The organism is Candidatus Fonsibacter ubiquis (assembly GCF_002688585.1).
In the GTDB taxonomy this organism is placed as follows: Bacteria; Pseudomonadota; Alphaproteobacteria; order Pelagibacterales; family Pelagibacteraceae; genus Fontibacterium; species Fontibacterium commune.
Map to the genome: position 1 here is coordinate 1099901 of NZ_CP024034.1, position 25894 is coordinate 1125794.

Annotated in this window: 24 protein-coding genes; 9 read left to right on the plus strand and 15 right to left on the minus strand. The window is 28.3% G+C overall.

Features of this window, described 5'->3' with window-relative positions; translation table 11 throughout:
* Positions 1-3: 3 nt before the first annotated feature.
* On the minus strand, positions 4-2124 hold the full coding sequence (locus CR143_RS06035; RefSeq protein ID WP_099340924.1) for an FtsK/SpoIIIE family DNA translocase: 2121 nt from the start codon (positions 2122-2124) through the stop codon (positions 4-6).
* Between the two features lie 77 nt (positions 2125-2201).
* Between CR143_RS06035 and CR143_RS06040 the strand changes: the two genes are divergently transcribed.
* Complete coding sequence (locus tag CR143_RS06040) at positions 2202-3374, plus strand: Rossmann-fold NAD(P)-binding domain-containing protein (RefSeq protein ID WP_099340925.1); 1173 nt, start codon at positions 2202-2204, stop codon at positions 3372-3374.
* Here CR143_RS06040 and CR143_RS06045 read toward each other — a convergent pair.
* Positions 3363-3818, minus strand: coding sequence for a methylated-DNA--[protein]-cysteine S-methyltransferase (locus CR143_RS06045; RefSeq protein WP_099340926.1), 456 nt, complete (start codon positions 3816-3818; stop codon positions 3363-3365). The genes CR143_RS06040 and CR143_RS06045 overlap by 12 nt on opposite strands.
* 31 nt (positions 3819-3849) lie before the next feature.
* Here CR143_RS06045 and mnmE point away from each other — a divergent pair, with 31 nt between their 5' ends.
* Genes mnmE through CR143_RS06070 form a run of 5 tightly spaced genes read left to right on the plus strand, consistent with a single transcriptional unit; the run spans position 3850 to position 9401 of the window.
* A complete protein-coding gene (mnmE, locus tag CR143_RS06050) occupies positions 3850-5175 on the plus strand; it encodes a tRNA uridine-5-carboxymethylaminomethyl(34) synthesis GTPase MnmE (protein ID WP_099340927.1) in 1326 nt (441 codons plus the stop codon).
* A gap of 47 nt (positions 5176-5222) precedes the next feature.
* The gene (gene mnmG / locus CR143_RS06055; RefSeq protein ID WP_099340928.1) at positions 5223-7091 is read left to right on the plus strand and encodes a tRNA uridine-5-carboxymethylaminomethyl(34) synthesis enzyme MnmG; all 1869 of its coding nucleotides are present in this window, start codon (positions 5223-5225) and stop codon (positions 7089-7091) included.
* 4 nt (positions 7092-7095) lie between these two features.
* A complete protein-coding gene (gene rsmG / locus CR143_RS06060) occupies positions 7096-7725 on the plus strand; it encodes a 16S rRNA (guanine(527)-N(7))-methyltransferase RsmG (protein WP_099340929.1) in 630 nt (209 codons plus the stop codon).
* Between the two features lie 8 nt (positions 7726-7733).
* Positions 7734-8534: a ParA family protein gene (locus CR143_RS06065; RefSeq protein ID WP_099340930.1), complete on the plus strand. Its 801-nt coding sequence runs from the start codon at positions 7734-7736 to the stop codon at positions 8532-8534.
* A complete protein-coding gene (locus tag CR143_RS06070) occupies positions 8535-9401 on the plus strand; it encodes a ParB/RepB/Spo0J family partition protein (protein ID WP_099340931.1) in 867 nt (288 codons plus the stop codon). It begins immediately after the preceding gene.
* On the opposite strand, the gene CR143_RS06075 is transcribed toward CR143_RS06070, so the two are convergent.
* The 4 genes from CR143_RS06075 to CR143_RS06090 are packed head-to-tail and all read right to left on the minus strand — an operon-like array spanning position 9360 to position 13905.
* Positions 9360-10382, minus strand: a complete 1023-nt coding sequence (locus tag CR143_RS06075; protein ID WP_099340932.1) for a DNA polymerase III subunit delta — start codon at positions 10380-10382, stop codon at positions 9360-9362. The genes CR143_RS06070 and CR143_RS06075 overlap by 42 nt on opposite strands.
* Before the next feature lie 5 nt (positions 10383-10387).
* Positions 10388-10852 (minus strand): hypothetical protein, encoded by a 465-nt coding sequence (locus CR143_RS06080; RefSeq protein WP_099340933.1) that lies wholly within the window; start codon positions 10850-10852, stop codon positions 10388-10390.
* The gene (gene leuS / locus CR143_RS06085; RefSeq protein ID WP_099340934.1) at positions 10842-13373 is read right to left on the minus strand and encodes a leucine--tRNA ligase; all 2532 of its coding nucleotides are present in this window, start codon (positions 13371-13373) and stop codon (positions 10842-10844) included. Before leuS ends, CR143_RS06080 begins: the two co-directional genes overlap by 11 nt.
* Positions 13374-13383: 10 nt before the next feature.
* Positions 13384-13905, minus strand: a complete 522-nt coding sequence (locus tag CR143_RS06090; RefSeq protein WP_099340935.1) for a DUF3576 domain-containing protein — start codon at positions 13903-13905, stop codon at positions 13384-13386.
* 193 nt (positions 13906-14098) lie between these two features.
* Between CR143_RS06090 and CR143_RS06095 the strand changes: the two genes are divergently transcribed.
* Complete coding sequence (locus CR143_RS06095) at positions 14099-15136, plus strand: porin (RefSeq protein WP_099340936.1); 1038 nt, start codon at positions 14099-14101, stop codon at positions 15134-15136.
* A 37-nt stretch (positions 15137-15173) separates the two neighbouring features.
* Here the strand turns inward: CR143_RS06095 and CR143_RS06100 are convergent, their stop codons facing one another.
* Complete coding sequence (locus CR143_RS06100; protein WP_099340937.1) at positions 15174-15743, minus strand: thiamine phosphate synthase; 570 nt, start codon at positions 15741-15743, stop codon at positions 15174-15176.
* A gap of 6 nt (positions 15744-15749) precedes the next feature.
* Between CR143_RS06100 and CR143_RS06105 the strand changes: the two genes are divergently transcribed.
* Entirely contained in the window at positions 15750-16397 is a 648-nt protein-coding gene (locus CR143_RS06105; protein ID WP_099340938.1) for a YggS family pyridoxal phosphate-dependent enzyme, read from the plus strand.
* Here the strand turns inward: CR143_RS06105 and CR143_RS06110 are convergent.
* Entirely contained in the window at positions 16394-16882 is a 489-nt protein-coding gene (locus CR143_RS06110) for a L,D-transpeptidase family protein (RefSeq protein ID WP_099340939.1), read from the minus strand. The two genes, CR143_RS06105 and CR143_RS06110, sit on opposite strands and share 4 nt — an antisense overlap.
* 24 nt (positions 16883-16906) lie before the next feature.
* On the opposite strand from CR143_RS06110, the gene CR143_RS06115 reads away from it, so the two are divergent.
* Positions 16907-17536 (plus strand): winged helix-turn-helix domain-containing protein, encoded by a 630-nt coding sequence (locus CR143_RS06115; RefSeq protein WP_099340940.1) that lies wholly within the window; start codon positions 16907-16909, stop codon positions 17534-17536.
* Here CR143_RS06115 and CR143_RS06120 read toward each other — a convergent pair whose 3' ends face one another.
* The 7 genes from CR143_RS06120 to CR143_RS06150 all read right to left on the minus strand — a co-directional run bounded on the left by CR143_RS06120 (position 17537) and on the right by CR143_RS06150 (position 25878).
* Positions 17537-18481 carry an adenosine kinase gene (locus CR143_RS06120; protein ID WP_099340941.1) on the minus strand — a complete coding sequence of 315 codons (945 nt, stop codon included), beginning with the start codon at positions 18479-18481 and terminating at the stop codon, positions 17537-17539. It abuts the gene before it with no gap.
* A complete protein-coding gene (gene nth / locus CR143_RS06125; protein ID WP_099340942.1) occupies positions 18474-19112 on the minus strand; it encodes an endonuclease III in 639 nt (212 codons plus the stop codon). The genes CR143_RS06120 and nth overlap by 8 nt, the downstream gene beginning before the upstream one ends.
* A 21-nt stretch (positions 19113-19133) precedes the next feature.
* Positions 19134-19907 (minus strand): 4-hydroxy-tetrahydrodipicolinate reductase, encoded by a 774-nt coding sequence (gene dapB, locus CR143_RS06130; protein ID WP_099340943.1) that lies wholly within the window; start codon positions 19905-19907, stop codon positions 19134-19136.
* Positions 19908-19914: 7 nt separating this feature from the next.
* Positions 19915-21975, minus strand: a complete 2061-nt coding sequence (locus CR143_RS06135) for a tetratricopeptide repeat protein (RefSeq protein WP_099340944.1) — start codon at positions 21973-21975, stop codon at positions 19915-19917.
* A gap of 103 nt (positions 21976-22078) precedes the next feature.
* Complete coding sequence (gene dnaJ / locus CR143_RS06140; RefSeq protein ID WP_099340945.1) at positions 22079-23221, minus strand: molecular chaperone DnaJ; 1143 nt, start codon at positions 23219-23221, stop codon at positions 22079-22081.
* A 30-nt stretch (positions 23222-23251) separates the two neighbouring features.
* On the minus strand, positions 23252-25165 hold the full coding sequence (gene dnaK / locus CR143_RS06145) for a molecular chaperone DnaK (RefSeq protein ID WP_099340946.1): 1914 nt from the start codon (positions 25163-25165) through the stop codon (positions 23252-23254).
* Positions 25166-25281: 116 nt separating this feature from the next.
* Positions 25282-25878, minus strand: coding sequence for a nucleotide exchange factor GrpE (locus tag CR143_RS06150; RefSeq protein ID WP_099340947.1), 597 nt, complete (start codon positions 25876-25878; stop codon positions 25282-25284).
* Positions 25879-25894: the final 16 nt, after the last annotated feature.

The following is a 25894-nucleotide window of genomic DNA, read 5'->3' on the forward strand; positions in this document are numbered from 1 at the left end:
GAGTTAATAAATTTCTCTTTTGCCTACGTGATTAGCTGGACTTATAATTTTTTCTTCTTCCATTTGGTCAATAATTCTAGCTGCTCTATTGTAGCCAATTCCAAGTTTTCTTTGTAAAAAACTAGTAGAAGCCTTGCCTTCATTTTTAATTATTTCAACTGCTTTGTTATATAATTCATCTTTCCCATCAGCATTTAAAACAACTTCATCATTTTCCTGTTCTTCAATTTTAGTAACCTCTTCAATATAAGTTGGTGTTCCTTGCAGTCTCAAGAATGTTGAAACTCGTTCAATCTCTTTTTCAGAAACATAAGGACCATGAATTCTAATAATCCTACTTGCTGATGACATGAAAAGCATATCCCCGTTTCCAAGTAATAATTCAGCTCCCTGCTCTCCAAGAATTGTTCTGCTGTCTATTTTTGATGTTACCTGAAATGAAATTCGAGTTGGAAAATTTGCTTTAATTGTTCCTGTGATCACATCAACGCTCGGTCTTTGTGTTGCCATAACGATGTGTATTCCTGCAGCTCTTGCCATTTGCGCAAGTCTTTGAATGTAGTTTTCTATCTCTTTACCTGCAATCATCATCAGATCAGCCATTTCATCAACAATCACAACGATATATGGCATTTTTTTCTTAGTTTCAGATGGAGCTTTTTCGTTAAATCCTGAGATGTTTCTAACTCCAATTTCAGTCATCTCTCGATATCTTTTTTCCATTTCTTTAACTACCCATTTTAAAGCTGTTGTTGCTTTTTTAGGTTCAGTGATAACTGGCGTTAATAAATGAGGTATTCCTTGATAGATTGAAAGCTCTAACATTTTTGGGTCAATCATTATTAATTTACAGTCATCAGGCTTGTGTCTGTAAAGAATTGATAAAATTAGCGTGTTGATACAAACAGATTTTCCGGAACCTGTTGTTCCGGCAATTAAAAGATGTGGCATTGAAACTAAATCACCTACAATTGGAAAACCAGAAATACTTTTGCCAAGTGTTATTGGAATTTTAATATCTTTATTATTAAATTCTTTGCTGGAAATTATTTCTTTTAAAGCAACGTTTTCCCTGACTTTATTAGGTATCTCTATTCCAATGGTACTTTTGCCAGGAACCGTTGCAACTCTTGTAGATATAGAACTAGTGTTCCGTGCTATGTCTTCAGATAGATTAATAATTTTTGATGTTTTTATTCCAGCGATTGGTTCAAATTCATATAAGGTTACAACAGGCCCAGCGCTAACTCTTTTAATCTCACCTGAAATACTAAAATCTAAAAGAACATTTTCTAAAAATTTTGACTGCGTCTTGTAACTTTCCTCATCTAATTGATTTTCAATCTTAATAGGATCATCAAGAAGTTTTATTGGAGGAATTTTAAAACTTGTAGATTTCTCGACTTTGACATTTTCTAGGGGAAGCTGCTGTTGGGGAGAAATTTCTTGCATAACAGCTTCTTCTTGAATTTTTTGGTTAGTATTTTCTTGTATAAAAGCGCTATCATTAGTTTTTAAAATATCCTGCTTTTTAAGATATGTTTCAAATATTAATTTTGGAAAATAAATTAATAAATTTTTTATAACTACAAAAATAGATTTCCACTCTTGAATATTTAACCCTGCACTTAAATAAAAGCATAAGAATGAGATTGATAAAAAGATAATTGAAAAATAAGTCCCAAAAGAAGTGTTTTTGATATTTAATTTTTCAGATATAAAATTTGCAACAAAGCCACCAAAACCATTATCCGGAAGCCAAAAACTTTGGTCTATATTAATTGAAAAAAATAAAGCTCCAAAAATTATAGACAAAACCAGAAACAGTAATTTTATAAAAAAATTTTCAATTTTTTTTTTTATTAATAAATATGCGCCCCAGATAATTAAATTAAAAAAAATTAAAAAAGCTAAAATACCAAAGGCTTGTAGAGAAAAGTCAGAAAGATAGTAAAAAAAGGATAAAAATTTATTATGAATATTTTTATCTGAAGGAAAAATATAGCTTATAGTATTTGCTGAGTAAGTTGTTAAAGATATAAAGTAAGCAAGACCTAAAATGATAGTAATTATGCCAGTAAGTTCTATGATTTTAAGTTTGAGAAATGTTATTATTTTTTCCATATTTTATTGGCGAATCACAATTAAAACCTTTGTATCATTAATATTCAGTTGATAGAATTCCAAAGCAAAACACAATCATGCTTAACTCTGAAAAAATTTGTATTATTGGATCAGGCCTAACAGCTTTAACAATTGCATATTTGTTATCAAAATTTAAGTTACGGATTGATATAGTTGAACAAGTCTCAAATAAAAAAAAAATAAATCCAACTAAATTAGCATTAAGTCAAAATTCATTAGATCAACTATGTAGCTTTGGATTAAAAAATATTCAAAAAAAATCTAATGTTGTAAACAAGATTCATTTACATGACTCATATTCATCTATTAGTTTAAAGAATGACCTAGAGTTTTCAGCCCCAAAAAAAGAAGCTTTAGCATATATTATTGATAGTAACTCGTTATTTTTAGACATAACTAAAAAAATAAAATTTTTAAGAAATATAAATATTTTAAGGAAAGATATTTTATCAATAAACGAAAATAATTTTTTTAACGAAGTTACTTTTAAGAACCTAACAAAAGAAAATTATAGTCTTATTGTTTTTGCTTCTATGAATAATTTATTTTTATTATCAAAATTTAAGCTAAGAAAAGTTATAGATAAGCCTTATAAAGAAAAGGCGTATGTATTTAATTTATTTCATAAAAAAATCGACAATAAGTTAGCAAGGCAATTTTTTTTAAAAGATGGGCCTCTTGCCTTTCTTCCAGTCTCAAATTCAGAAACTTCAGTTATCTGGTCAATAAAAAATAATTCTGTTAATGAAAAAATTGTAAATAATAAGAAAGATTTATTAAAATTTTTTAATATTCATTTCAAAGAACTATTTAAAGAAATAATCTTAATTTCTAAACTTCAAAAGTACAATTTAAATTATAATTTTAATAAATTAATAGATTCTAAAACAATTTTATTATTTGGAGATATTGCAAATAAAATTCATCCAATTGCAGGCCAAGGTTGGAATATGACTTTAAGAAATATTTTTTCTTTAATTAAAGTTATTAAGCATAGCCAAAATTTAGGCTTTGAGATTGGTAATGATATTTTTATTAAAAAATACTTAAATGAAGTTAATTCAAATAATTTTATTTTTTCATCATTAATTGATGGAGTGAGAGGGATTTTTGATATTAAAAATACTACTTACGCTAGTTTAAGAAAAAATGTTTTAGTTAATCTCAATCAAAACGGATTTATTAAAAAAAATTTAATTGATTTAGCAAACAAAGGATTATTTATTTAATTTTTCAATTTTAAGTAATTTTTTTTTAAGATTAATTCCTCCTCTTGCTGAATATCCACCCAACGAACCATTTGATCTAATGATACGGTGACATGGAATGTAAAGGGGCAATCTGTTTTCCCCACAAATTTTTCCAACTAAACGAGGGTGTATTTTTGTTTGTTTAGAAATATTTTTATAGGAAACACATTTTCCATAAGGAACCTTTTTAATTTGCTTCCATACTTTTAATTGGTTTTTTGATCCAGTTACCTTTGTTTTAAAAGTTAATTCTTTTCTTTTTTTATTTAAAAATTGCCTAATTTCGTCTTTAGCTTTTAGTAATTGTAATGAAGGTTCTTTATTATCTAATTTTTGAAATTTTATATGTGTAATAAGTCCTTGATCTTCTATAATTGAGATAAATCCTAAACTCGTATCAAAAGATAATTGGCAAGTTGACATTTATAATAAAACTAAATCATATCAATTTTTTATGTCAATATTTGCACTAGCTACTGCCCCTGGTATTTCTGGTTTAGCGGTTATAAGGGTCTCCGGAAAAGAAGCACTTAAAGTTGCAAAAACTATAACAAAATTTAAAAAAATTAAGGCAAGGATTGCTAATTTTTCAACTTTTTATGACAGTAAAAATAGAATTATTGATAAAGGAATTTTTATATTTTTTCCAAAACCAAACAGCTACACAGGTGATGATGTCGTAGAATTTCATGTTCATGGAAGCAATGCAGTTGTAAAATATTTTTTAGAAGTTTTATCCAAGTTTAAAAATTGTAGATTAGCAAAACCTGGTGAATTCACCAAAACAGCTCTACTTAATAAAAAAATTAATTTACTTCAGGCTGAAAGTTTAATTGACCTTATTAATTCCGAAACTGAATTGCAAAGAACTCAGGCTCTAAGGGTGATGAATGATGATACCACTAAAGTTTACAATAATTTAAGAACTGATTTGATAAAAATATTAGCTGATTATGAGGCTGTAATAGATTTTTCCGATGATGAAGTAGGAGATAGTGTATTTTTTAATAATAGGGATAAACTATTGAAAATAAATGATAAAATTAGAGAAATAATTCAAAGAAGTCAAAATTCTGAAAAAATTAGAGAAGGATTTAAAGTTTCCATCATAGGACCGACAAACTCAGGCAAATCATCTTTGATAAATTGCTTGGCTAAAAGGCCAGTTTCAATTGTTTCAAACATTCCAGGCACAACTAGAGATCTTATTGAAGCAAGTATTATGTTAGATGGAAAATTAGTTAGATTTTTTGATACAGCGGGTTTGAGGCGTTCTAAAAACTTAATTGAAAAAAAAGGAATTTCGCTGACTACTGAAAATTTAAAAATTTCTGATTTAAAATTATTTCTTTTTGATCATACACAAAAAATAGATAAAAAAATTTTAAAATTATTTGATCAAAAATCTATATTGGTTTTGAATAAAGTTGATATAAAAACTTCAAAAAAATTTTCAGATAACAAAATTTATAAACCTATAAAAATTTCAGTAAAAAAAAATATTGGCATTTCAAAACTGATAGATGAAATATCTAAAAAAATTGCTAATCATTTTAAAGTAAATGAGGATAATATAATATCAAGACAACGACATGTTAAAAGCCTTGAAAATGCTGTCTTTTTTATCGAAAAATGTCTTAAAAAGAATTCTATAAATCAGATCGATCTGGCAGCTGAGGACTTAAGGCTTGCTGTAAGAAATCTTGGTGAAATAGTTGGCTTTGTTAACGTTGAAGAACTATTAGATAAAATCTTCAAAGATTTTTGTATCGGAAAATAAATTAAAAATATCTTATCTTTTAAGTTAATGGGATATATAAATTCCCTATGAATTTAGAAAAAGATTTTGATGTAATCGTAATCGGAGCAGGACACGCTGGTTGTGAGGCAGCAGCAGCAGCAGCTAGATCTGGGGTCCACACAGCCCTTATTACTAATTCATTATCAACAATTGGTGAAATGTCTTGTAACCCTGCAATTGGCGGCCTTGGCAAAGGACATTTAGTAAGAGAAATTGATGCATTAGATGGCATTATGGGTGTGGTTGCGGATCAATCTGGAATACAATTTAGATTATTAAATAGCAGCAGAGGTCACGCCGTTAGAGGACCAAGAACGCAGTCAGATAGAGAGCTTTACAAAAAATATATGCAAGAAATGCTCTTAAACTATTGTAATTTAAGCCTTTTTTATGACCCTGTTAGCAGATTTGAGTTTAACAAAAATAAAATCATTTCAGTTGAAACTCAGTCTGGAAATTTTTTTAGAGCTAAAAAATTTATTTTAACAACTGGAACTTTTTTAAATGGACTAATTCATATTGGTAATGAAAAAATTTCAGCAGGAAGAATAGATGAAAAACCTACCCTCGGATTAAGTGAGCAACTAAAAAAATTAGATTTTAAAATTGGGAGATTAAAAACTGGAACACCGCCAAGACTTGATGGAACAACTATTAATTATGAAAATTTAGAAATGCAGTCTGCTGATGAAAATCCTTTTTTCTTTTCATATCTAACAAAAAAAATTAATGCCAAACAAGTCTCCTGTGGAATGACCTATACCAATGATAAGGTTCATAAAATTATTGAAAAAAATTTAAAACGGAGTGCGATGTATTCTGGCTCTATTAAAAGTGTTGGCCCTAGATATTGTCCTTCAATTGAAGATAAGATTGTAAAATTTAAAGACAAACAACGTCATCAAATTTTTTTAGAACCGGAGAGTCTTTCAACGAATGTAGTTTATCCAAATGGTATATCAACTTCACTTCCAAAGGAAATTCAGCAAGAAATATTGTTTAAAATCAATGGTTTACAGAATGTTCGTATGATAAAGGCTGGTTACGCAATCGAGTATGATTATGTCTTTCCAACCGAATTAGATTTTACATTAAGAACAAAAAAAATAGAAAATTTATATCTTGCTGGTCAAATTAATGGCACCACAGGATACGAGGAGGCTGCTGCCCAAGGTATTGTGGCAGGTCTTAATGCTGCCATGTCTGTTAAAAATTTAGAGCCAATAAAATTTGAAAGATCTCAATCTTATATCGGAGTTATGATTGATGACTTAATTACCAAAGGTGTAAGTGAACCTTACAGAATGTTTACATCAAGAGCTGAGTATAGGTTAACTCTAAGAGCGGACAATGCAGATTTACGATTAACGCCTTTAGCTATTAAACATAAATTTATTTCTGAAACCCGAAAGACTAAATTTGTCAATAAAATCAATAGTTTAGATGAGTTTAAACAAATCTTGTCTGAAAAAATAGTTTCTCCAAGTTTTCTTAAGAAAAACGGGATTAAAATATCACAGGATGGTAAAAAAAAATCCTTACTTCAAGTTTTAAAGTTTAAAGATGTTACGTTAGATAGGCTAAGAGAAATTTTTTTAGATCTTCCAAAATACGATAATGAAATTGAAGACTTAATAAAAACGGAATCTCATTATAGCGGCTATATTTTGCAGCAACAAAAAGACATCAATATATTTGAAAAAGATGAAAAACTTCTAATTCCAAATTATATTGATTATAATTCTATTTCAGGTCTTTCCAATGAGATAAAAAGAAAACTAAACGATATTAGACCAAAAACTTTTGGACAGGCTTTAAGAATAGATGGAGTAACACCAGCTTCCATAAACATTTTAATGATTTATTGTAAAAATTACTTTAAAAGAGCATCCTGATCTAATGGATGAAGATATTGATTTTTTTAAGAAAAAATTCAATGTTTCACGTGAAACAATAGAAAAATTAAAAATATATTATAAATTCTTAATAGAAAAAAATAAAACACTTAATTTAATTGGTAAAAATACAGAAAAATCAATATTTACAAGGCATTTCAAAGACTCAGCTCAGATATATGATTTAATAGATAAAAAATTAGATATAATAGATATAGGTTCTGGAGCTGGATTCCCTGGAATTATCGTAAAAATTCTTATGGAAAATGAAAATTTAAAAGGAAATATTATATTAATAGAAAAAAGTTCAAAAAAATCGAACTTTTTAAGAGATTTGTGCATAAAACTTGATTTAAAAGTTAAAATTGAGAATAAAAGATTAGAGATTTATGATTTTTTAGAAACTAGCACTGTAGTTTCTAGGGCATTCAAATCTACTTTAGATACGATTAATATTCTTTATAGAAACATAAAAAATATTAAAGAGTTAGTTTTGTTAAAAGGGAAAACTTATCAACAGGAAATAGATAATGCTAAAAAAAAATATACTTTTGAATTAGAAAAATTTAGAAGCATTACATCGGATGATTCATCTATTATCAAAATCAGAAACATTAAACTTAATACAACTTAAAGTTGTAAATGCCTAGGATAATTTCTGTCATAAATCAAAAAGGTGGTGTTGGCAAAACTACAACAGCAATTAATTTAGCAGCAGGCCTTGCCTTAAAAAATTTTAAAGTTTTATTAATAGATTTAGATCCTCAAGGTAATGCCTCTACAGGTGTTGGAATAACTCAAAGTGAAAGAGAAAAATCTATTTACGATTTATTAATAAAAAAAGATTCTTTTGCAGAATGTATAAAAAAAACAAAAATAGAAAATTTAAGCATCATTCCAGCAAATGCAGAATTGTCTGGTTTAGAAACTGAAGTTGCAAATAATTCTCAAAAAGCTTTTTTATTAAAAAATATTATTGATGGATCAGAAAATATTTTAGAAAAAGAAAAATTTTCTTATATTATAATTGATTGTCCACCATCTCTTAGTCTTTTAACAATTATGTCTTTAGTAATTTCGCATTCATTAGTTGTGCCATTACAGGCTGAATTTTTTGCACTGGAAGGCTTAAGTCAATTAGTAAAAACCATTGATCGTATAAAAATTAATTTAAATCCTAATTTAGAAATACAAGGGATAGTTTTAACTATGTATGACAAGCGTAATAAATTGTGTGCAGATGTTGAAAAAGAAGGACGTAATTTCTTTGGAAATAAGGTTTATAGCGTAAATATACCACGAAATGTAAGGATTTCCGAGGCTCCCTCCTTTGGGATGCCAGTAATCCTATATGATAAATATTGTGCAGGATCCCTTGCATATAATCAGTTTGTTGAAGAGTTTTTGGTTAGAGAAAATTTACAGGAAAAAAAAGTAGCATAAATGATTGGAAATAAATTTAAAGGTTTAGGAAAAGGTTTGTCAGCATTGATGGGTGACGTTGGGCCTGAAAATATTGAAACAAAAAATCTAGCGGAAAAAATTCCTATTCATTTTATATTTCCAAATCCATCTCAACCAAGAAAAAATTTTGATCAAAATTTATTAAATGAACTATCAGAGTCAATTAAAGAGCAAGGTATAATACAGCCTATATTAGTTAGAAAAAAATCAGAGGAAAATTTTGAAATTGTAGCAGGAGAGAGAAGATGGCGTGCAGCCCAACTTGCAAAAATTCATGAAGTACCTGCAATCGTTTTAAATATTGACGATAAAAAATCATTAGAGTTTGCAATTTTAGAAAATATTCAAAGGTCTGATTTAAATGGAATTGAGGAAGCTTTAGGTTATGATAATTTAGTTAAAAAATTTGGCTATTCACAAGAAACTTTATCTAAAATTTTAGGAAAAAGCAGAAGTCATATTGCTAATACATTAAGGCTTGCAGGACTTCCTGAAGAGATACAAAAAATGATTGCAGATGGACTATTAACATCTGGACATGCTAGATGTTTAGTGAATGTTCCAGATAATATTAAACTTGCTAAAATAATCGTTAATAAAAATCTTTCCGTTCGGCAGGCTGAATTTTTAGTTAAAAAGGAACAAGTTTTCGGAACACTAAAAAAAATTAAATCATTTAATAAAGATACTAATATTAAATCTTTAGAAAATGAACTTGAGCTTAGTATGGGAATAAAAGTAGATATTAAAAATAAAAAAAATAATTCAGGTGAAATTAAGTTTTCATACAAAAATCTCGAACAGTTAAATAAAATTATTAGTGTTCTTAAAGGATATTTTAGATAAATTTTGAGTTAAAAAATAAAAAAACTGAGTATCTTGGGCTAATTCATCTCTTTTAAAATTTGTCTCGATAATATTTAAATTAATTAGTAATTTTTCAAGATTTTTAGAACTCCAAGTTTTTAAGATATTCTTAATTCTGTCTTTATCCTTCCAAAAGATGGGTGGCTTATATTTTTCAAGCTTTTCATCGGTTGAAAGTTTTTTATCCATTTTTTGAATATCTAAAATTTTCATAATAAATAATCTTAAGATTATGACAATTTCTATGAAATTTTTTTCATAATTAGACATGTTGGATATAAAATCATTGATGTTTTTCTCATTTTTAGACAATAAAATATCAATAATCTCGTCATTTTTTTTTAGATCATTTTCGGTGCAAATTTCCTCAATAATTTTATCAGTAATTTTTTTGGTATTTTTATAAATGTTTATTTTCTCAACCGCTTCTTTGATCTTAGATCTTTTAAGGGATGAAAAATTTAAAATAGTCTCAATTTGGTTTTCATTAAGTTCTAATTTATGGATCTGAACTTGTTGTATTAAAAATTTCTTTATATCAAATTTTGTCTCTTGGTAACAAGGTATGCAAATAGAGATCCTGTCGTATTCACCAAATTGTCTTAACTTTGAATTTTTCTGCAAAATTTCAGAATTTATAATTATTAAAGTATCTTGAATATTATTTTTAATAGAATTTATGATTTCTAAAATTTTATCAGAGCAATTTTTTATAATATTTATATTTTTATTTTCCTCAAATAATGATCCATTTAAATAGTAATTAGTAATATCATCTGGTTTTTTTAAAATATCATCTTCAAAAATAACTTTTGAATTTTGATTTTTAACTTCACACAAAGATAGAATTTGATCATTCAAATCATTTATTAAATCTTGATTTTCTCCATAAAGGACAATGATTTTATTAAGGAAGAAATCTTTTTTTTTTAAGGAGATTTCTTGTGATTTTACAATCATTAAAACTATCTTAATGAGACTTTAGATTTAAATAATATATTTTGAATTATAGAGTCTAATAATATTCTTTTTTCATTATTTTTGATGATAGAATTATTTGATAAATTATCAGTAACTGCAACTCGCTTATCTTTTGAGATAGCATCTTGGTAGATCACTACTCCGTTTTTATCTTGAAACTGGTAACTAACAGTGAGTTTTATAATTTCCTCAGTGGCTATTCCTCTATTATCTACTATAGAGCTTTCTGCGGTATCATAAATTTGAGCTTTAAATATATAAGCATTCATATCTTTTTCATCTTTTTTAAAATTTAATTTTTGTTCAAGATTAAATGCAAGATCTTTATCTCCTACGATTTCTGATTTTGAAATAATGACTTGCTTTTGATTTCCAACATAAATAGGAGAAAATCCACATCCTGAGATAACGACAAGAAGTAAAATTGTTATTAGTATTTTATTTTTCATTGGTGACAATATTTAGCAATTTATTTTTTACAAAAATTTTTTTTGTTATAGTAGTTTTTTCCAATATAACTTTTATATTTTTAATTGCTAAGGATTTACTAAAAATACTCTCCTCCGTTTCATTGTGGATAGCGTTGATAATTGCTCTTTTTTTACCATTTATTTGAACAACCACATTAAATTCATCTTTTCTTAATGATTCATTATCAAATTTAGGCCACTCTTGAATAGCAAGATCTGTTTTTTTTGTAACTTTTTCCCAGCATTCATTTGCAACATATGGAATAAAAGCTGAGATAATTATTAAATATTTTTTAAAAACATCAATTAAACTTTTTTTACCAACCCCTAATTTTTCAATTTCATCATTGAGAAGATTTAAAAAGGTATATAATTTTGCAACTGCAACATTCATTTGAAATTTTTCAACACAGTCTGAGATTTCTTTTACTAAAATATCAACTTTAATTAAAAAATTTTTATCAAAATTTTCATTTGTCTTTTGGTAATCTAATATTTTCTCACATGTCCGAAAAATTTTTTGAACATATTTATAAGCTCCCTGAATACCGCTATCGCTCCATTGAATGTCACGATCTGGAGGACTATCAGATAATATAAACCATCTTACCGCATCGGAGCCATAAATTTTTATAATATCATCTGGATCTACAATATTTTTCTTTGATTTTGACATTGCTTGGCTGTCACCCTTTAAAACTTTTAACTTATTATTTAAAAAATATTTTCCATCTTCAAATTTTACATCCTTTGGAAATACCCAATCTCCTTTTTCAGTTTTAAAGGTTGGATGACAAACCATTCCTTGGGTAAAAAGATTTTGAAATGGTTCTGAAAATTTAAATTTAAACTCATCTTTTAAAGCAAGGGTAAAAAATCTTGAATATAAAAGATGTAAAATTGCATGTTCAACTCCACCAATATATTGATCAACGGGCATCCAATAGTTTACATTCTCTTCATTAAATGGAAGCTTTTGTTCTTTGGGTGAACAAAATCTTAAAAAATACCAAGAGGAATCTACAAAGGTATCAAGGGTATCTGTTTCACGAATAGCCTTCATGCCAGTTTCTGGGCACTTTGTATATTTCCATGTTGGATGGTTTTCCAAAGGATTTCCAGGTTTATTAAAATCAATGTCCTCAGGAAGTGTAATGGGTAAATCTTTTTCAGGAACAGGAATTATTTTACCATCCTCACGGTAAAGAATTGGGATAGGGCAACCCCAATATCTTTGCCTTGATATTCCCCAATCTTTTAATCTATAAATTGTTTTAGAATTTCCAATTTTTTTATCTTCAACAATTTTAATTATTTTTCTCTTCGCTTCATTAACGCTAAGATCGTTTAAAAAATCAGAGTTAATTATAAAACCATCATCTACATAAGCCTCATCTTTAATTTTTATATCTTGAGATTTATTAGGTGATACAACAGGCAATACCTCTAATTTATATTTTAATGCGAACTCCAGATCTCTTTGATCATGGGCTGGGCAGCCATAAATTGCACCTGTGCCATAATCCAAAAGTATGAAATTGCTCACATAAATTGGCAATTTTTTATCTTTAATAAATGGGTGATGAACAAAGTAAGGAGTTTTAAAACCTAATTTTTCATTTTTTGATAATGAAGATTCAATTGCGATATTTTTAAGTGCTTCTTTTTTAAATTTTAAAAAATTTCCATCACTTTCAAAAAATTGAGTGAAAGGATGATCAGGAGCAATTGCAATAAAGGATGCTCCAAAAATTGTATCAGGTCGAGTCGTAAAAATTTTTATTTTTTCATTATTATTTGTTAAAAAATCAATCTCGCACCCAATGGATTTCCCAATCCAATTTTTTTGCATTAATTTAACTTTTTCAGGCCAGCCCGTTAAATTCTCAAGGGATTCTAAAAGTTCATCTGAATATTTTGTAATATTTAAAAACCACTGACTTAATTTTTTTTTTTCAACGATTGCTCCCGATCTCCAACCTTTGCCATCAATAACTTGCTCATTTGCAAGTACTGTTTGATCGATGGGATCCCAATTTACATAGCTTTCTTTTTTATAAACTAGGCCTTTTTTAAAGAAAAAAGAAAATAATGATTGTTGTTGTTTATAATAATTTTCATCACAAGTTGAAACTTCTTTATCCCAATCAATGGAAAGACCAAGTCGTTGCAATTGACTTTTCATAACTGCAATATTTTTTTTAGTCCAAACTACAGGATGTAATTTATTTTGAATGGCTGCATTTTCGGCAGGAAGACCAAAGGCATCCCAGCCCATAGGATGAAGAACATTATAACCCTTAAGCCTTTTGTAATTCGCAATTACATCACCTAAGGTATAATTTCGAACATGTCCCATATGAATGTTGCCTGATGGATAAGGAAACATTTCAAGGCAATAAAATTTTTTACCTAAATTTTTTTTAGTTTTAAATATTTGATTTTTTTCGAAAAAAGACTGCCATTTATTTTCAACGACTAAAGGATTATATTTTTCCATCCCTTAAAAATTATTTTTTTTCTTTTTTAGCTTCTTCGATCTTAATAGTACGAGCTGAGGTAATAATGCTATCTTTTATAGAATTTGCAAAATTTTGATCAAGGGTGGAGTTGGAGCAGCGATCAATACTTTCACAAATTTTTTTATGTGCTGATATTTTAATAGAGTCCGACCTCAACTCATTACTTAAGAATTGAACCGAAATCTTTATTTGTTCTTTAGGATTATTAGATTGAGAGTACCAATCATAAATTATAATTCCGCCGCTATAATCTGCATTAAGCAAAGGTAAAAAGTCTAAGGATTTAAGAGTTGCTCTCCACAAAGGATTGGAGTTAGAAAATTCAACATTATTCGTTGAAGATTTTGCTCCAATAGCACCAAAAAGCCCTCCTCGTTCTTCACTAAATTTTTTTGCTTTTGCTTGGGGATTGGTTTCAATAAGAATTTTTTCTCCTGTAACAGGGTCGACTTTTGCACAAGATACTAAAAAAATGCCTATAAATAACGACAAATATGTAATTTTTTTCATAAAAAACCATATTTCATTAAATTTACAATAATATCAACAATTTATGATGTGTCTTTTATGCAACATAATATTCGAAAATGCGTAAAAAATTCTTAAAACATTGAAGGCACTCTTAGTTTTATAGTAAAAAACCTTTAAGTTTGTTTAGTAATTTAGTCGCTAAACAATTTTTAACAACTAACAAATAAAAAACATGAAAAAACTAATGATAACAAGTGCTTTAGTTGGATCTTTATTTGCTGGTGCTGCTAGTGCACAAACTACAGTTTCTGGTAATTTAGGGATTTCTTACTTTAGCGTTGGAAATGCTACCGAAAATAAAGCCAATGATCTTGGAACTTTTGGTAGAGAGTCACAAATTAACATCTCAAATAAGGGAAAATTAAATAACGGATTAGATTACGTTGCTGGTTTTTCTTTAGAGTTTGATGGTGGAGACAGTGCCGCAACAACTGGTGGAGCTATCACTAAGAACGTAGCTGTTGGTCAACAACAAGAAAACGTTTACATTGATTTCATAAGTGGAAATACAACATTTTCAGTTGGTGTAGATCACTTTCAAAACACAGATGCCCATTATACTAACTTAGTTGGTTTTGGTTACGTTGGTGCTGATGGTATAAATAATGCCGCTTCAATTTACCCAACATCTGGAGCATCTTTATATGGTAGCTGGGGAATAGGAGTTGCACAAAAAGCAGCAGGTGGTCAATTTGGTTTATACTACACACCTCATGCAAATAACACAGCAACTACAGACATTGGAAATACGCTAACTAAAGCAGCTGCAATTGATAACCCATCTGGTTATGAATTAACGTACATTGGTGATGCTGGAGTTAAGGGTTTAACAGTTCTTGCGGGGTACGCACGCGCTGATTCTCCAACTGCAGGTGGAAAAGTTGGCGGACAAAGACTTGCTGCTAAATATAACCTAGGCTCATTAACATTTGCAATTGATGATGTTACGCAAAAAGCACTTAACTTAAGTGATACTGACGGCAGAAGTTATGGTGTTGCCTATGCGGTTAACAAAGATGTATCTGTTGGGTTAACTTATGCTGAAGCTAAAAGACCAGGCTTAAAAGATGAAGAAACAGTGCTAGTTGCATTGGGTTACAATCTAGGACCTGTTACAGTTCAGGCTCAACATAAAATAGCTCAAAACGTTGCTGGCTCAGCTGCTAACGACGGTGAGATTACTGGAATTTATTTAGGAACAAAGTTCTAATTAATCTTAAACAGTAAAAGTTTTAAATAAAAGCCCGCTAACTTTTAAAAAAAGTTAGTGGGCTTTTTTTATACAGTAAAGAAACAAATCCAAAACTGCTAACTTTCATTAGATTTAATTTATTTATATCCTTTTCTTGTATTCCTCCAAGGGCTGCAAAATTATAGTTCAAGTTAGTCTTCAATAGCATAAATTTTTTTATTCCTAGTGTTTTATTCTTAGAAAATTTATTATTAAAGAAAAGGGGTGACAAAAATATTAAATTGCAATTTTGCTTCTTCTTGAAAAAAAATTCTCTTAAGTTATGAGCGACACCTATAAATTCAATTTTACGATGGTTAAAACTTTTAACATTTGCTTTTTTATTATCACTTGAAATATAAACACCTTTTAATGCTAATTTAATTGCAAGCTGGACATTGTTTTTCAAATATAGGTTAATCTTGTTTTTTTTTGAAAATTTGCAAATTTCAACCAATTTTTCATAATCATAGTCTTTTTTAGGGTAATAAATTAAACTTAAGTTTTTAAATTGAAGTATGCTATTTATAAGTTGAGTATTAATGTGTTCTAAAAAAAAAAATTTTTTAATTTCATTAAATTTCATATCTTTATGATTGTTGTAAATAATTTTATCAAAATTAAAAAAGAAATAGAATTAATATCTGATAAAACGGATATTATTGCTGTAAGTAAAAATTTTTCTTTAGATAAAATAAGACCTCTAATTGATTTTGGTCATCTTCATTTTGGTGAAAACCGGGTTAACGAGGCAACCGATAAATGGGCAGAAGTATTAAAGACTAATACAAGTTTAAAAATTCATCTTATAGGTAGACTGCAGTCTAATAAAGTTAAAGATGTATTTAAAGTTTTTTCATACATACATTCCTTAGATAATATTAAGTTAGCTGAAAAGCTTGCAAATGAAGAAATATTACAAAAAAAAAAGATAAAGTATTTCATACAATTAAATTTAGCTAATGAACCCCAAAAATCAGGAATTTTGTTTAATGACTTTGACGCATTCTACTCAAAATGTACTAAAGATTTAAAATTATATGTTATTGGCTTAATGTGCATCCCGCCAGTCCATTCTAATCCTGAAACTTACTTTAAAAAATTAAATGAGATTTCTATTCAATATAATCTAAACCATCTTAGCATGGGCATGAGCTCTGATTATATGCAAGCTATTAAATATGGTTCTACTTTTATAAGAGTGGGAACTGGTATTTTTGGACCGAGAGTTAAAATTTAGCTAATTTTTACCTTTTGATTTTTATTAATTACATTCAATAATAATAAAAGATCCTTTTTTTTTAGTGCAATGCAGCCTTTTGTTTTGTTATTATTTTTTGATACGTGAATAAAAATAGCACTTCCTTTTTTTTTTACAATTGGATTAGTATTATAATTTAACACTAATATTATGTCATATAAATTATCATTCCTGTAAAGTTTTTCATATCCAAACTTATTTGGTAACTTGACTAATTGATTATATCTTTTACTTTTAAAATCATCACACCAGCCCATATTTTTCTTAATTACTATTGGGCTCAATTTGGGATTTATTTTACTAATTCGATCTTTCCTATAAAAAACATTTGTTATCTTATAAACTCCTTTTGGAGTTATATTATCACCTTCTCTTTTTTTTTCACCAATTCCAGATTTGCCTAAAGTGCATTTGAACTTTAGATATTTGTATTTTAAGTTTCCAGATTTATTTATAATAATCATGATTTATGTAATATATATAATTTTATGAATAGTATTCATCTTAGTATTTTAGGATCAAAATCGTTTTCTAACATATTAAATGAGCTTGAGCTTGAAAACTTGTTAAATCCCATAGGTCAAGAAAATTTTAATATAAATAAAAATATATCAGTTAAAGTTTTATTTGCTGAGAATTTAAAAATAAGAGAAGTAAAAAATTTTTTATTAGAAAGCGATCCAGTTGTTTTATTATTAGAAGATAAAAGTTATATTAAAAATAATAATTTAATTTTAACTGATTTTCAAATTAGTTTAGAGCTACCTATTGAAATTTTGTCGTTTAAAGAGATCTTAAATATTTTAGTAACAAAATATAATTTTTTAAAAAAATCTAGAATAATTATAAAAGGATATGAAATTGACTCTAATGAAAGGTCAATAAAAAAAAACAAAATAAAAATTAAGCTTACTGAAAAAGAGTTAGAGTTAATTTTAGCATTAAAAAATAATAATGGTTTAAGCAAGTCTTTTTTGCTTAAAAGTATATGGAAATATAATATTGGTTTGGACACTCATGCTTTTGAAACTCATCTGCATCGTTTAAGAAAAAAAATTAGTAAGTATTTTTTGGATGAAAATTTTATAATTGAAAAAAATTCTCTTTACTATTTATAGTTAGATTCTTGCCCCTACTTTTTGAATAATTTTTGCAGCAATTTCAGAGCCCCTCTCAAGACATTTTTTTATGTCTGAATGATCTAGGTATTCCTTTAAAAATCCTGATGCGAATAAGTCACCGGCGCCAGTTACATCTAAAACCTTCTTAACGTTAATACTTTTACAATTGATAATTTTATTGTTTAAAATAGCTAGGCTGCCGTTTTGACTTCTTGTTATAACTATAAGTTTATTAATTTTTTTAAGCACTTCAATGCTATCTAATAAACTCTTCTTTTCTACTAATTCATTTATTTCATTTTCATTTCCAATTAGAATATTTAAATCATTTTTAAGCAATTTTAAAAAATCCTCCCTATGTCTAGTAACGCAAAAAATATCAGATAAACTCATTGCAATTTTAATATCATTTTTTTTGGCAATATTAATGACGTGTTTAAACATTTCTTCACTCATTCCTTTATCCCAAAGATAGCCCTCTAAGAAAATAATTTCATGATCTTTAATGTGATCTTCAATAATATCATCTTTTGTCAGCTGCGATGAAATACCAAGATAGGTACACATAGTTCTTTCAGAGTCCGGTGTAATAAAAATTATAGAGGCACCGGTAGATAAATTTTCATTCTTTTCGATATAATGAAAATCTACTTTTATTTTTTCAAGGCTTTTTTTATAAATTTTTCCAAACTCGTCAGAGTTAATTTTACCAATAAATGATGGATTTCCTCCAAGATAAGCGATGCCAGCCATAGTATTTGCAACAGAGCCGCCTGCTTCAATTTTTTCAATCTTAATTTCACTTTTTAAATTCTCGAATTCTTTTTTTTCAAGAAGTTTCATTGAACCTTTGGTGAGATTACTTTTTAATAGAAAATCATCATCTACTTTTACAAACACATCTACAATAGCATTGCCAATGCCAAGAATTTTTTTAGACATTTTTATCTTTATATAGACATATTTTATTAATTACACATTTTGTACAAACTGGATTTCTGGATTTACAGACATATCTTCCATGCAAAAGGATTAAATGGTGGGCCTTCTTTAGGAATTTGTTTGGTAAAATTTTTAACAGCTGTTCTTCTACTTGATTTGGACTTTTACCATTTGTTAAACCCGTTCTGTTACTCACTCTAAATACGTGTGTGTCCACTGCTATGGTCGGTTTATTAAAAGCAGCGTTTAATACAACATTTGCTGTTTTTCTACCAACGCCGGGAAGATTTATTAAATCATCAAAATTATTTGGAACTTTACTTTGATATTTTTCAACTAAGATTTTTGAAAGATTATATAAGTTTTTAGCTTTCATATTAAAAAGCCCAATACTTTTAATCATTCTTTTTATTTTTGTAATTCCAAGATCAGCAAAATGCTTGGGTGTATAATATTTTTTATAAATATCTTTTGTGACATTATTAACATTTGTGTCCGTGCATTGAGCTGAGAGAACAACAGAAGTTAAGAGTGTAAATTGATTTCTATACTTAAGTGAAGTTTCAGGATTTTTAATAGATTGATTTAAAAATCTAATAAGTTTTAAGGCCTGTGATTTATTTAACTCCATTAAAAAAGATAAGAATTGTATTTATTTAAGATTAAACATGTCCTGCATATTAAATAAGCCTTTATTTTTTTTACTTATCCATATAGCAGCATTTAATGCTCCATCGGCAAATAACTCTCTTGAAAAAGCAGTATGTTTTAACTCAATATTTTCAATTTTGTTATTATAAATAACTGAGTGTTTGCCAACAGTTTTGCCTTTTCGTGTAATAAAAAAATTAACCTTACTATTTTGAAGATCTCCTTTTTTATTTAAATAAAGTTTCCCTTTTAATTTATCTAAATTTTTATCTTTACCTTTTGCAACAGCATTTGCTAGCATTAGAGCGGTGCCCGATGGATAATCTATTTTTGCTTGATGATGATTATCTGAAATCCCGATTTGATAATTATTTGGGATTTTTTTTGATAAAATTTTTGTTATATATTCAAGTAAATTTATTCCTAAACTCATATTGCCTGATTTAAATATAGCAATTTTTTTTGAGTAGTTTTTTATAATATTTTCATCTTTTTTTGTAAAACCCGTTGTACCAATGACAACTTTTTTCTTTAATTTTTTAGCAAAATTTAAAATTTCAATTGAAGATTTTGGTCTTGAAAAGTCGATGATAACATCAGTTTCTTTAAAAGCTTCTAAGTTATTACTTTGTATTTTGATGCCTTTAATTTTTTTTCCATCTTTTAAGTCAGTTAAACTGATGAGTTTAAAATTTTTATTTTTAGATATTCGATTAATTAATATCCGACCCATGCGTCCAAGAGCCCCAGTAATGGTGACATTAATTTTTTTCATTTAAAGGTTAAGTATTTAAAAAATTTTCTCTTTGCATTAATTTATAATAAATTTTTTCAAGATTTTTCACATAAATTTTAGGATTAAATACATGACTTTTATCAATATTATTTTTTAAATTAATTTTTATATTTTTTAAGATGTCAGGGCTAGATGCAACTTCAAGAATTTTTTCTTCGTACTCTAATAGATTGTGTGTAATCATCTCCTTCATATTTAAATTATATAGAATGCTTCCGCCAACCCTGCTTGCAAAAGATTTTCCAGTTAATGTTATCACGGGTGTTCCTTCATATAAACTTTCGCAGAGCGTTGTGTGGCCATTATAAGGGAAAGTATCAAGGAATATATCCATTAATTTGTAAGTTTTAAGATGTTCTTCAATTGGTAATTTTTTTCTAAATACTAATCTTGAAGGATCAATATTTTCTTTACAGGCGCTAGCTAAAAGATTATTTTTAAATTCTAGATTATGTTCAATTAGCCATAAAACGCTATTCGGAATTTTTTTTAAAATTTTCGTCCAGACATTAAAAATATTTTCATTAATTTTGCTAGGATGATTAAAGCAGCCAAAAATTAATTTATTTTCATTTAATAAAAAAATTTCTTTAGTCATTTTATTCTTATTTTCACTATGTTTAGAAACATAATGCGTTCTATAGCATCCAGGTAAATTTAGTATTTTTTCTGAATAAAATTTATTAAACTCATCAGTAATTAAATACTCATCTGCAATAATGTAATCAAGATTTTTAATCCCTGAGGATCCAGGGTAACCTAAATAACTAATTTGTATTGGAGCGAGTCTTTTTGAAAAACAATTAGACCGGTTAAATTCAGTAAACCCATTAAGATCAATAGCAATATCAATTTTTCTCTCTCTTGATAGTAGAACTATTTGCTCATCACTTAATTGTTCAGCATCAATAAAATCATTACAGTTTTCTTTAATATTATTTCTATAATTTAGGTCTTTAGAACTTTTAAACGAAAATACTGTAATTATAAAATTATTTTTATCATGAAATTTTAAGATTTCTGAAATTAAAAAGTACATTACGTGCAATCTAATATCAGCAGTATAATAACCTATATGTATTTTTTTATTATCATTTTTTTTTAATTTTAGTTTTGTTGAAATATCGAAATTATTAGTTTTTATATAATTATTAAGATTTTTTTGTTGTAGTTCTAAATTATCATTCCAGTACATTAGCCATAATGGTTCAATGGTTATATTTTCTTCTATCGTTTTTTCAAAAAGATTATTAATTTTTTTTAAATTATCCCAGTCACAAACCTGACTTAAAGAAAAATAAATATTACCGATAAGAAATTTAAATTTAAATTTTTGAGCGGTTTTCATAGCTATTTTATAGCTACTTACTGCTTCATAATAATTTTTTAACTTAAAAAAACAATCCCCACGAGCGCTATAAGCGTCTGCAAAATTTTTTTTATAATTAATTGATAAATTAAAATCCTTTAAAGCAAATTCAAATTGATTAGTTTCAAATGAGACCAAACCTCTGTTATAATAAGCTTCGGCGTAGTCTAATTTTAATTTAATTGCATCGCATGCATCATCGTAAGCTCTTTTAAATTCTTTTCGTAAACGATATACAATACTTCTGTTATTATAAGCTTCTGCATAATTAGATTTTAATTCTAAGGCTTTACAATAGTTTTCTATAGATTTTTCATAGTCTTTTAAATTCCTATAAGCTACGCCAAGATTATTGTACCCTTCAGCATAATCATGTTTTAACTCAACAGCTTTATCATAGGCATCCAAAGATTCTTTATGCTTGTTTAGCTCTCTCAAAACAACACCTAGATTATTAAAGGTAGAATGGCTTTTAGGGTCAAGTTTAATTGCTTTTCTTATGAAACCTTCCGCATTATTGTAATTTTGAAGTTGAATTTCTAATGCTCCTAATAAATGATTTGCTAAAAAATTATCAGGATCTGTTAAAAGAATATCTTGGTATATTTTCTTTGCATCATTTAATTTTCCGCCTAAATGAAGTGATTTACCTTTTTCTAATTTATAAGATATCGACACGTAAAATAGATTTGTAAATTTTAATTATTAAATAATTTAAATATAGTCTGAATTTAAAAAATTTTAAATAGTGACAATAAATCAATTATGTCAGTCTTAAAAATTAATCTCCACTCCAAAACTTTTTAGCTTTATTAAAAAAATTTTTTATTTCAGAGTTATTATCTAAATCTTCTAAAGATTTAAATTTTAGGAGCAAGTCTTTTTGTTCTTTGCTTAAAGACTCTGGAATTATCACATTAGTTTCAAGGTAAAGATCGCCAAAATCATTTTCTCTTAAAATGGGCATTCCTTTGCCCTTTAATCTAAATTGTTTTCCAGATTGAGTTCCTTCTGGGATTTTAACCTTTGATTTTCCACCATCAATGGTTGGAACTTCAATTTCAGCACCAAGTGCCGCATCAGTCATAGAAATAGGGAGTTTATAGTATAAATTTTCTTCTGATCTCTGAAAAATTTTATGTTTTTGAACATTAATTAAAACATATAGATCTCCATTGGATCCCCCTCTGTAACCCGCATCACCTTTTCCAGATAATCTCATTTGTGTGCCATCATCAACTCCCTTTGGAATTTGAATGGATAGATTTTTTTTAGTTTTAACTGCGCCAGATCCTCTGCAATCTTTACAAGGATTTGATAACATTTCTCCATCTCCACCGCAGTCAGGACAAGTTTGTTGAAGTGTAAAAAAGCCTTGCTGTGTTCTAACTTTTCCATAGCCGTCGCAAGTTGAGCATTTTTTTGGTTTTGAGCCAGGTTCAGCTCCACTACCAGAACACTTTTCACATTTTTCGTTTGATGATAAATTTATGGTTTGTTTTTTTCCAAAATAAGCCTCTTCTAAACTAACCTCTAAATTAATTTTTAAATCTGATCCTCTATTAGATCTTGATTTTTTAGATCGCCCTCCGCCTCGACCAGAGCCCATAAAGTCTCCAAAAAAATCATCAAAGATGTCAGAAAATCCCCCAGTTTCAAATCCACCAAAATCAAATCCACCTGTACCTCCGCCCCCGCCTTCAAAGGCAGAATGGCCAAACTGATCGTAGGAAGATTTTTTTTTAGGATCCGATAGTACTTGATAAGCTTCGGAGGCCTCTTTAAATTTGGATTCTGCAGTTTTATCACCTTGATTTCGATCAGGGTGATGTTTCATTGCTAAAGTTCTGTATGCTTTTTTTATTTCTTCAGGAGATGCTTTTTTATTTATGCCAAGAATATCATAGTAGTCCTTTTTAGGCATATTAAACCAGGTTCAAAAGCTAATGAATGATTAGCCTGTTTTTTTGTTATCGTCTTTTACTTCTTCAAACTCTGCATCAACGACATCTTTTTTGTCCTCTGGTTTAGCATCACCTTTATTATCCTCAGGTTTTTCTTGCTGAGCTTTATAAATTGCCTCACCTAGTTTCATAGAAGAAGTCATGAGTTGCTGAGTTTTAGTCTTAATATCTTCAGTTTTGTCAGTTTTAATCGCTTCTTTTAAATCTTCCATATCTTTTTCAATTGTTTTTTTATCTGTTTCAGAAATTTTGCTTCCATGTTCTTTTAAACTTTGTTCAGTCGAGGCAATTAAAGAGTCTGCGTGATTTTTTGCATCTACCTCTTCTCTTTTCTTTTTATCAGCTTCTTTATTAGCTTCTGCCTCTTTAACCATTTTTTGAATTTCTTCATCGGTTAATCCGCCCGATGCTTGAATTTGAATCTTTTGCTCTTTTCCAGTTCCTTTGTCTTTTGCTGAAACGTTTACAATTCCGTTTGCATCAATATCAAAGGTTACTTCAATTTGAGGAACTCCCCTTGGAGCAGGTGCAATTCCAGTTAATTCAAAATTACCAAGTAATTTATTATCATTTGCCATTTCTCTTTCTCCTTGGAAAACTCTAATGGTCACCGCTGGCTGATTATTTTCTGCAGTTGAGAATACTTGGCTTTTTTTAGTTGGGATGGTTGTGTTTTTATCAATTAATCTTGTAAATACTCCACCTAAAGTTTCAATACCTAAGGATAAAGGAGTGACATCAAGAAGGAGCACATCTTTTACATCTCCTTGCAATACTCCCGCTTGAACAGCTGCACCTAAGGCAACAACCTCGTCAGGATTAACACTTTGATTTGGTTCTTTGCCAAAGAAATTTTTTACAGTTTCAACAACTTTTGGCATTCTTGTCATTCCACCAACAAGAATAACCTCATTAATTTCAGATGCTGTGTAGCCGGAATCTTTTAGTGCAATTTTGCAAGGCTCAATTGTCTTTTCAATTAATTTTGCAGTTAAAGCTTCTAATTTTGCTCTTGTGATTTTCATGTTAACATGTTTTGGACCAGTTTTGTCTGCAGTAATGAATGGTAAATTTACCTCTGTCTGTGCAGAAGAGGATAATTCAATTTTAGCTTTTTCAGCAGCTTCCCTAATTCTTTGCAAAGCTAACTTATCAGTTTTTAAATTAATGCCGCTTTCTTTTTTAAATTCTTCAATAATATAATCAGTAACAACCGCATCAAAATCATCGCCACCTAAAGAAGTATTTCCATTTGTAGATTTAACTTCAAAAACTCCATCGCCTAACTCAAGAACAGATATATCAAAGGTTCCGCCACCCAAATCATATACAGCGATAGTTTTTGCTTTTTTCTTATCAAGTCCGTAAGCAAGAGCTGCTGCAGTTGGTTCATTTATAATTCTTAAAACTTCAAGACCTGCAATTTTTCCAGCATCTTTAGTTGCTTGTCTTTGTGCATCATTAAAATAAGCTGGAACTGTAATTACAGCTTGCTTTACTTCACTGCCTAAATATTTTTCAGCAGACTCTTTCATCTTCATTAAAACAAATGCAGATATCTGACTTGGTGAATATTTTTTATCACGAGACTGAACCCAGGCATCAGTGCCGTTATCGGATTTTATAACTTTGTAGGGAAGTCCTTGGATATCTTTTTTTAAATTAGAATCATCAAAACTTTTACCAATTAATCTTTTGACCGAAAAAAAAGTATTTTCAGGATTTGTAACTGCCTGTCTTTTTGCAGGAAGACCAACTAATTTTTCTCCAGCTTCTGTGAATGCAACAATTGATGGTGTTGTTCGAACTCCCTCAGCATTTTCTAATACTTTTGGCTGCGCACCATCCATAATGGCAACACATGAGTTTGTTGTTCCAAGATCTATTCCAATTATTTTTGACATAAAATTCTATTTTTTATTAATTTGTTAAACCTATGTGGTGTTTAATTTAAAGATTACAACCTTTAAGGCTAAATTTTTTTAACTTAAAAACCCTTAATTTATTTGACTTTATTGCCTTATGAGTTGGTAGTGGCCTTTTTTTTCGAGATGGATACAAGGGCTGGCCTTAAAAGACGATCGTTTAACATATAACCCTTTTGAATCTCATTAATCACCATTCCATCTTCCTGTTCGCTTTCAACTTCGTTTAACGCTTGATGAAAATTAGGATCAAATTTTTTACCAATAGATTCAAAGGACTTAATACCATTTTTATCAAAGCTATTAATTAATTCTTTTTCAATAAGTTCTATGCCTAACATTGTATCTTTAAATTCATCTGATTTAAATTTAGGATTATCTTTAAATAAACCAAAAGCTCTTTCTAAATTGTCAGCAAGATTTAAAATCTCTCTTGCAAAGGAGGAGGAACTATATTTTATTAAGTCTTCCCTTTCTTTTTCATGAATTTTTCTAAGGTTTTGGTTTTCAGCTAAAGAGCGAAGTAGTTTGTCATTTAACTCTTCAATTTTTTTTTCAAGATTATTTTCTAGATTATCTTCATTATTATTTTCTAAATTTTTTTCAAAATTAAGTTCAGTCCCATTATTTTCTTGGCTATCAATTTTTGTATCTTGATCTTTAATAGGAGTAGTTTCTTCTTTGTTATTCATAAGACTATATATTTAA

Excerpts from the sequence above, each read along its gene's own strand:
- mnmG (WP_099340928.1), top strand. The coding sequence starts at position 5,223 with ATGAATTTAGAAAAAGATTTTGATGTAATCGTAATCGGAGCAGGACAC.
- dapB (WP_099340943.1), bottom strand. The coding sequence starts at position 19,907 with ATGAAAAAAATTAATGTCACCATTACTGGGGCTCTTGGACGCATGGGT.
- CR143_RS06105 (WP_099340938.1), top strand. The coding sequence starts at position 15,750 with ATGATTGTTGTAAATAATTTTATCAAAATTAAAAAAGAAATAGAATTA.
- rsmG (WP_099340929.1), top strand. The coding sequence starts at position 7,096 with ATGGATGAAGATATTGATTTTTTTAAGAAAAAATTCAATGTTTCACGT.
- CR143_RS06035 (WP_099340924.1), bottom strand. The coding sequence starts at position 2,124 with ATGGAAAAAATAATAACATTTCTCAAACTTAAAATCATAGAACTTACT.
- CR143_RS06095 (WP_099340936.1), top strand. The coding sequence starts at position 14,099 with ATGAAAAAACTAATGATAACAAGTGCTTTAGTTGGATCTTTATTTGCT.
- leuS (WP_099340934.1), bottom strand. The coding sequence starts at position 13,373 with ATGGAAAAATATAATCCTTTAGTCGTTGAAAATAAATGGCAGTCTTTT.
- CR143_RS06090 (WP_099340935.1), bottom strand. The coding sequence starts at position 13,905 with ATGAAAAAAATTACATATTTGTCGTTATTTATAGGCATTTTTTTAGTA.
- CR143_RS06075 (WP_099340932.1), bottom strand. The coding sequence starts at position 10,382 with ATGATTGTAAAATCACAAGAAATCTCCTTAAAAAAAAAAGATTTCTTC.
- CR143_RS06040 (WP_099340925.1), top strand. The coding sequence starts at position 2,202 with ATGCTTAACTCTGAAAAAATTTGTATTATTGGATCAGGCCTAACAGCT.
- dnaJ (WP_099340945.1), bottom strand. The coding sequence starts at position 23,221 with ATGCCTAAAAAGGACTACTATGATATTCTTGGCATAAATAAAAAAGCA.
- CR143_RS06120 (WP_099340941.1), bottom strand. The coding sequence starts at position 18,481 with ATGTCTAAAAAAATTCTTGGCATTGGCAATGCTATTGTAGATGTGTTT.
- CR143_RS06065 (WP_099340930.1), top strand. The coding sequence starts at position 7,734 with ATGCCTAGGATAATTTCTGTCATAAATCAAAAAGGTGGTGTTGGCAAA.
- mnmE (WP_099340927.1), top strand. The coding sequence starts at position 3,850 with ATGTCAATATTTGCACTAGCTACTGCCCCTGGTATTTCTGGTTTAGCG.
- CR143_RS06115 (WP_099340940.1), top strand. The coding sequence starts at position 16,907 with ATGAATAGTATTCATCTTAGTATTTTAGGATCAAAATCGTTTTCTAAC.
- CR143_RS06045 (WP_099340926.1), bottom strand. The coding sequence starts at position 3,818 with ATGTCAACTTGCCAATTATCTTTTGATACGAGTTTAGGATTTATCTCA.
- nth (WP_099340942.1), bottom strand. The coding sequence starts at position 19,112 with ATGGAGTTAAATAAATCACAGGCCTTAAAACTTATTAGATTTTTAAAT.
- CR143_RS06080 (WP_099340933.1), bottom strand. The coding sequence starts at position 10,852 with ATGAAAAATAAAATACTAATAACAATTTTACTTCTTGTCGTTATCTCA.
- CR143_RS06100 (WP_099340937.1), bottom strand. The coding sequence starts at position 15,743 with ATGAAATTTAATGAAATTAAAAAATTTTTTTTTTTAGAACACATTAAT.
- CR143_RS06110 (WP_099340939.1), bottom strand. The coding sequence starts at position 16,882 with ATGATTATTATAAATAAATCTGGAAACTTAAAATACAAATATCTAAAG.
- dnaK (WP_099340946.1), bottom strand. The coding sequence starts at position 25,165 with ATGTCAAAAATAATTGGAATAGATCTTGGAACAACAAACTCATGTGTT.
- CR143_RS06150 (WP_099340947.1), bottom strand. The coding sequence starts at position 25,878 with ATGAATAACAAAGAAGAAACTACTCCTATTAAAGATCAAGATACAAAA.
- CR143_RS06070 (WP_099340931.1), top strand. The coding sequence starts at position 8,535 with ATGATTGGAAATAAATTTAAAGGTTTAGGAAAAGGTTTGTCAGCATTG.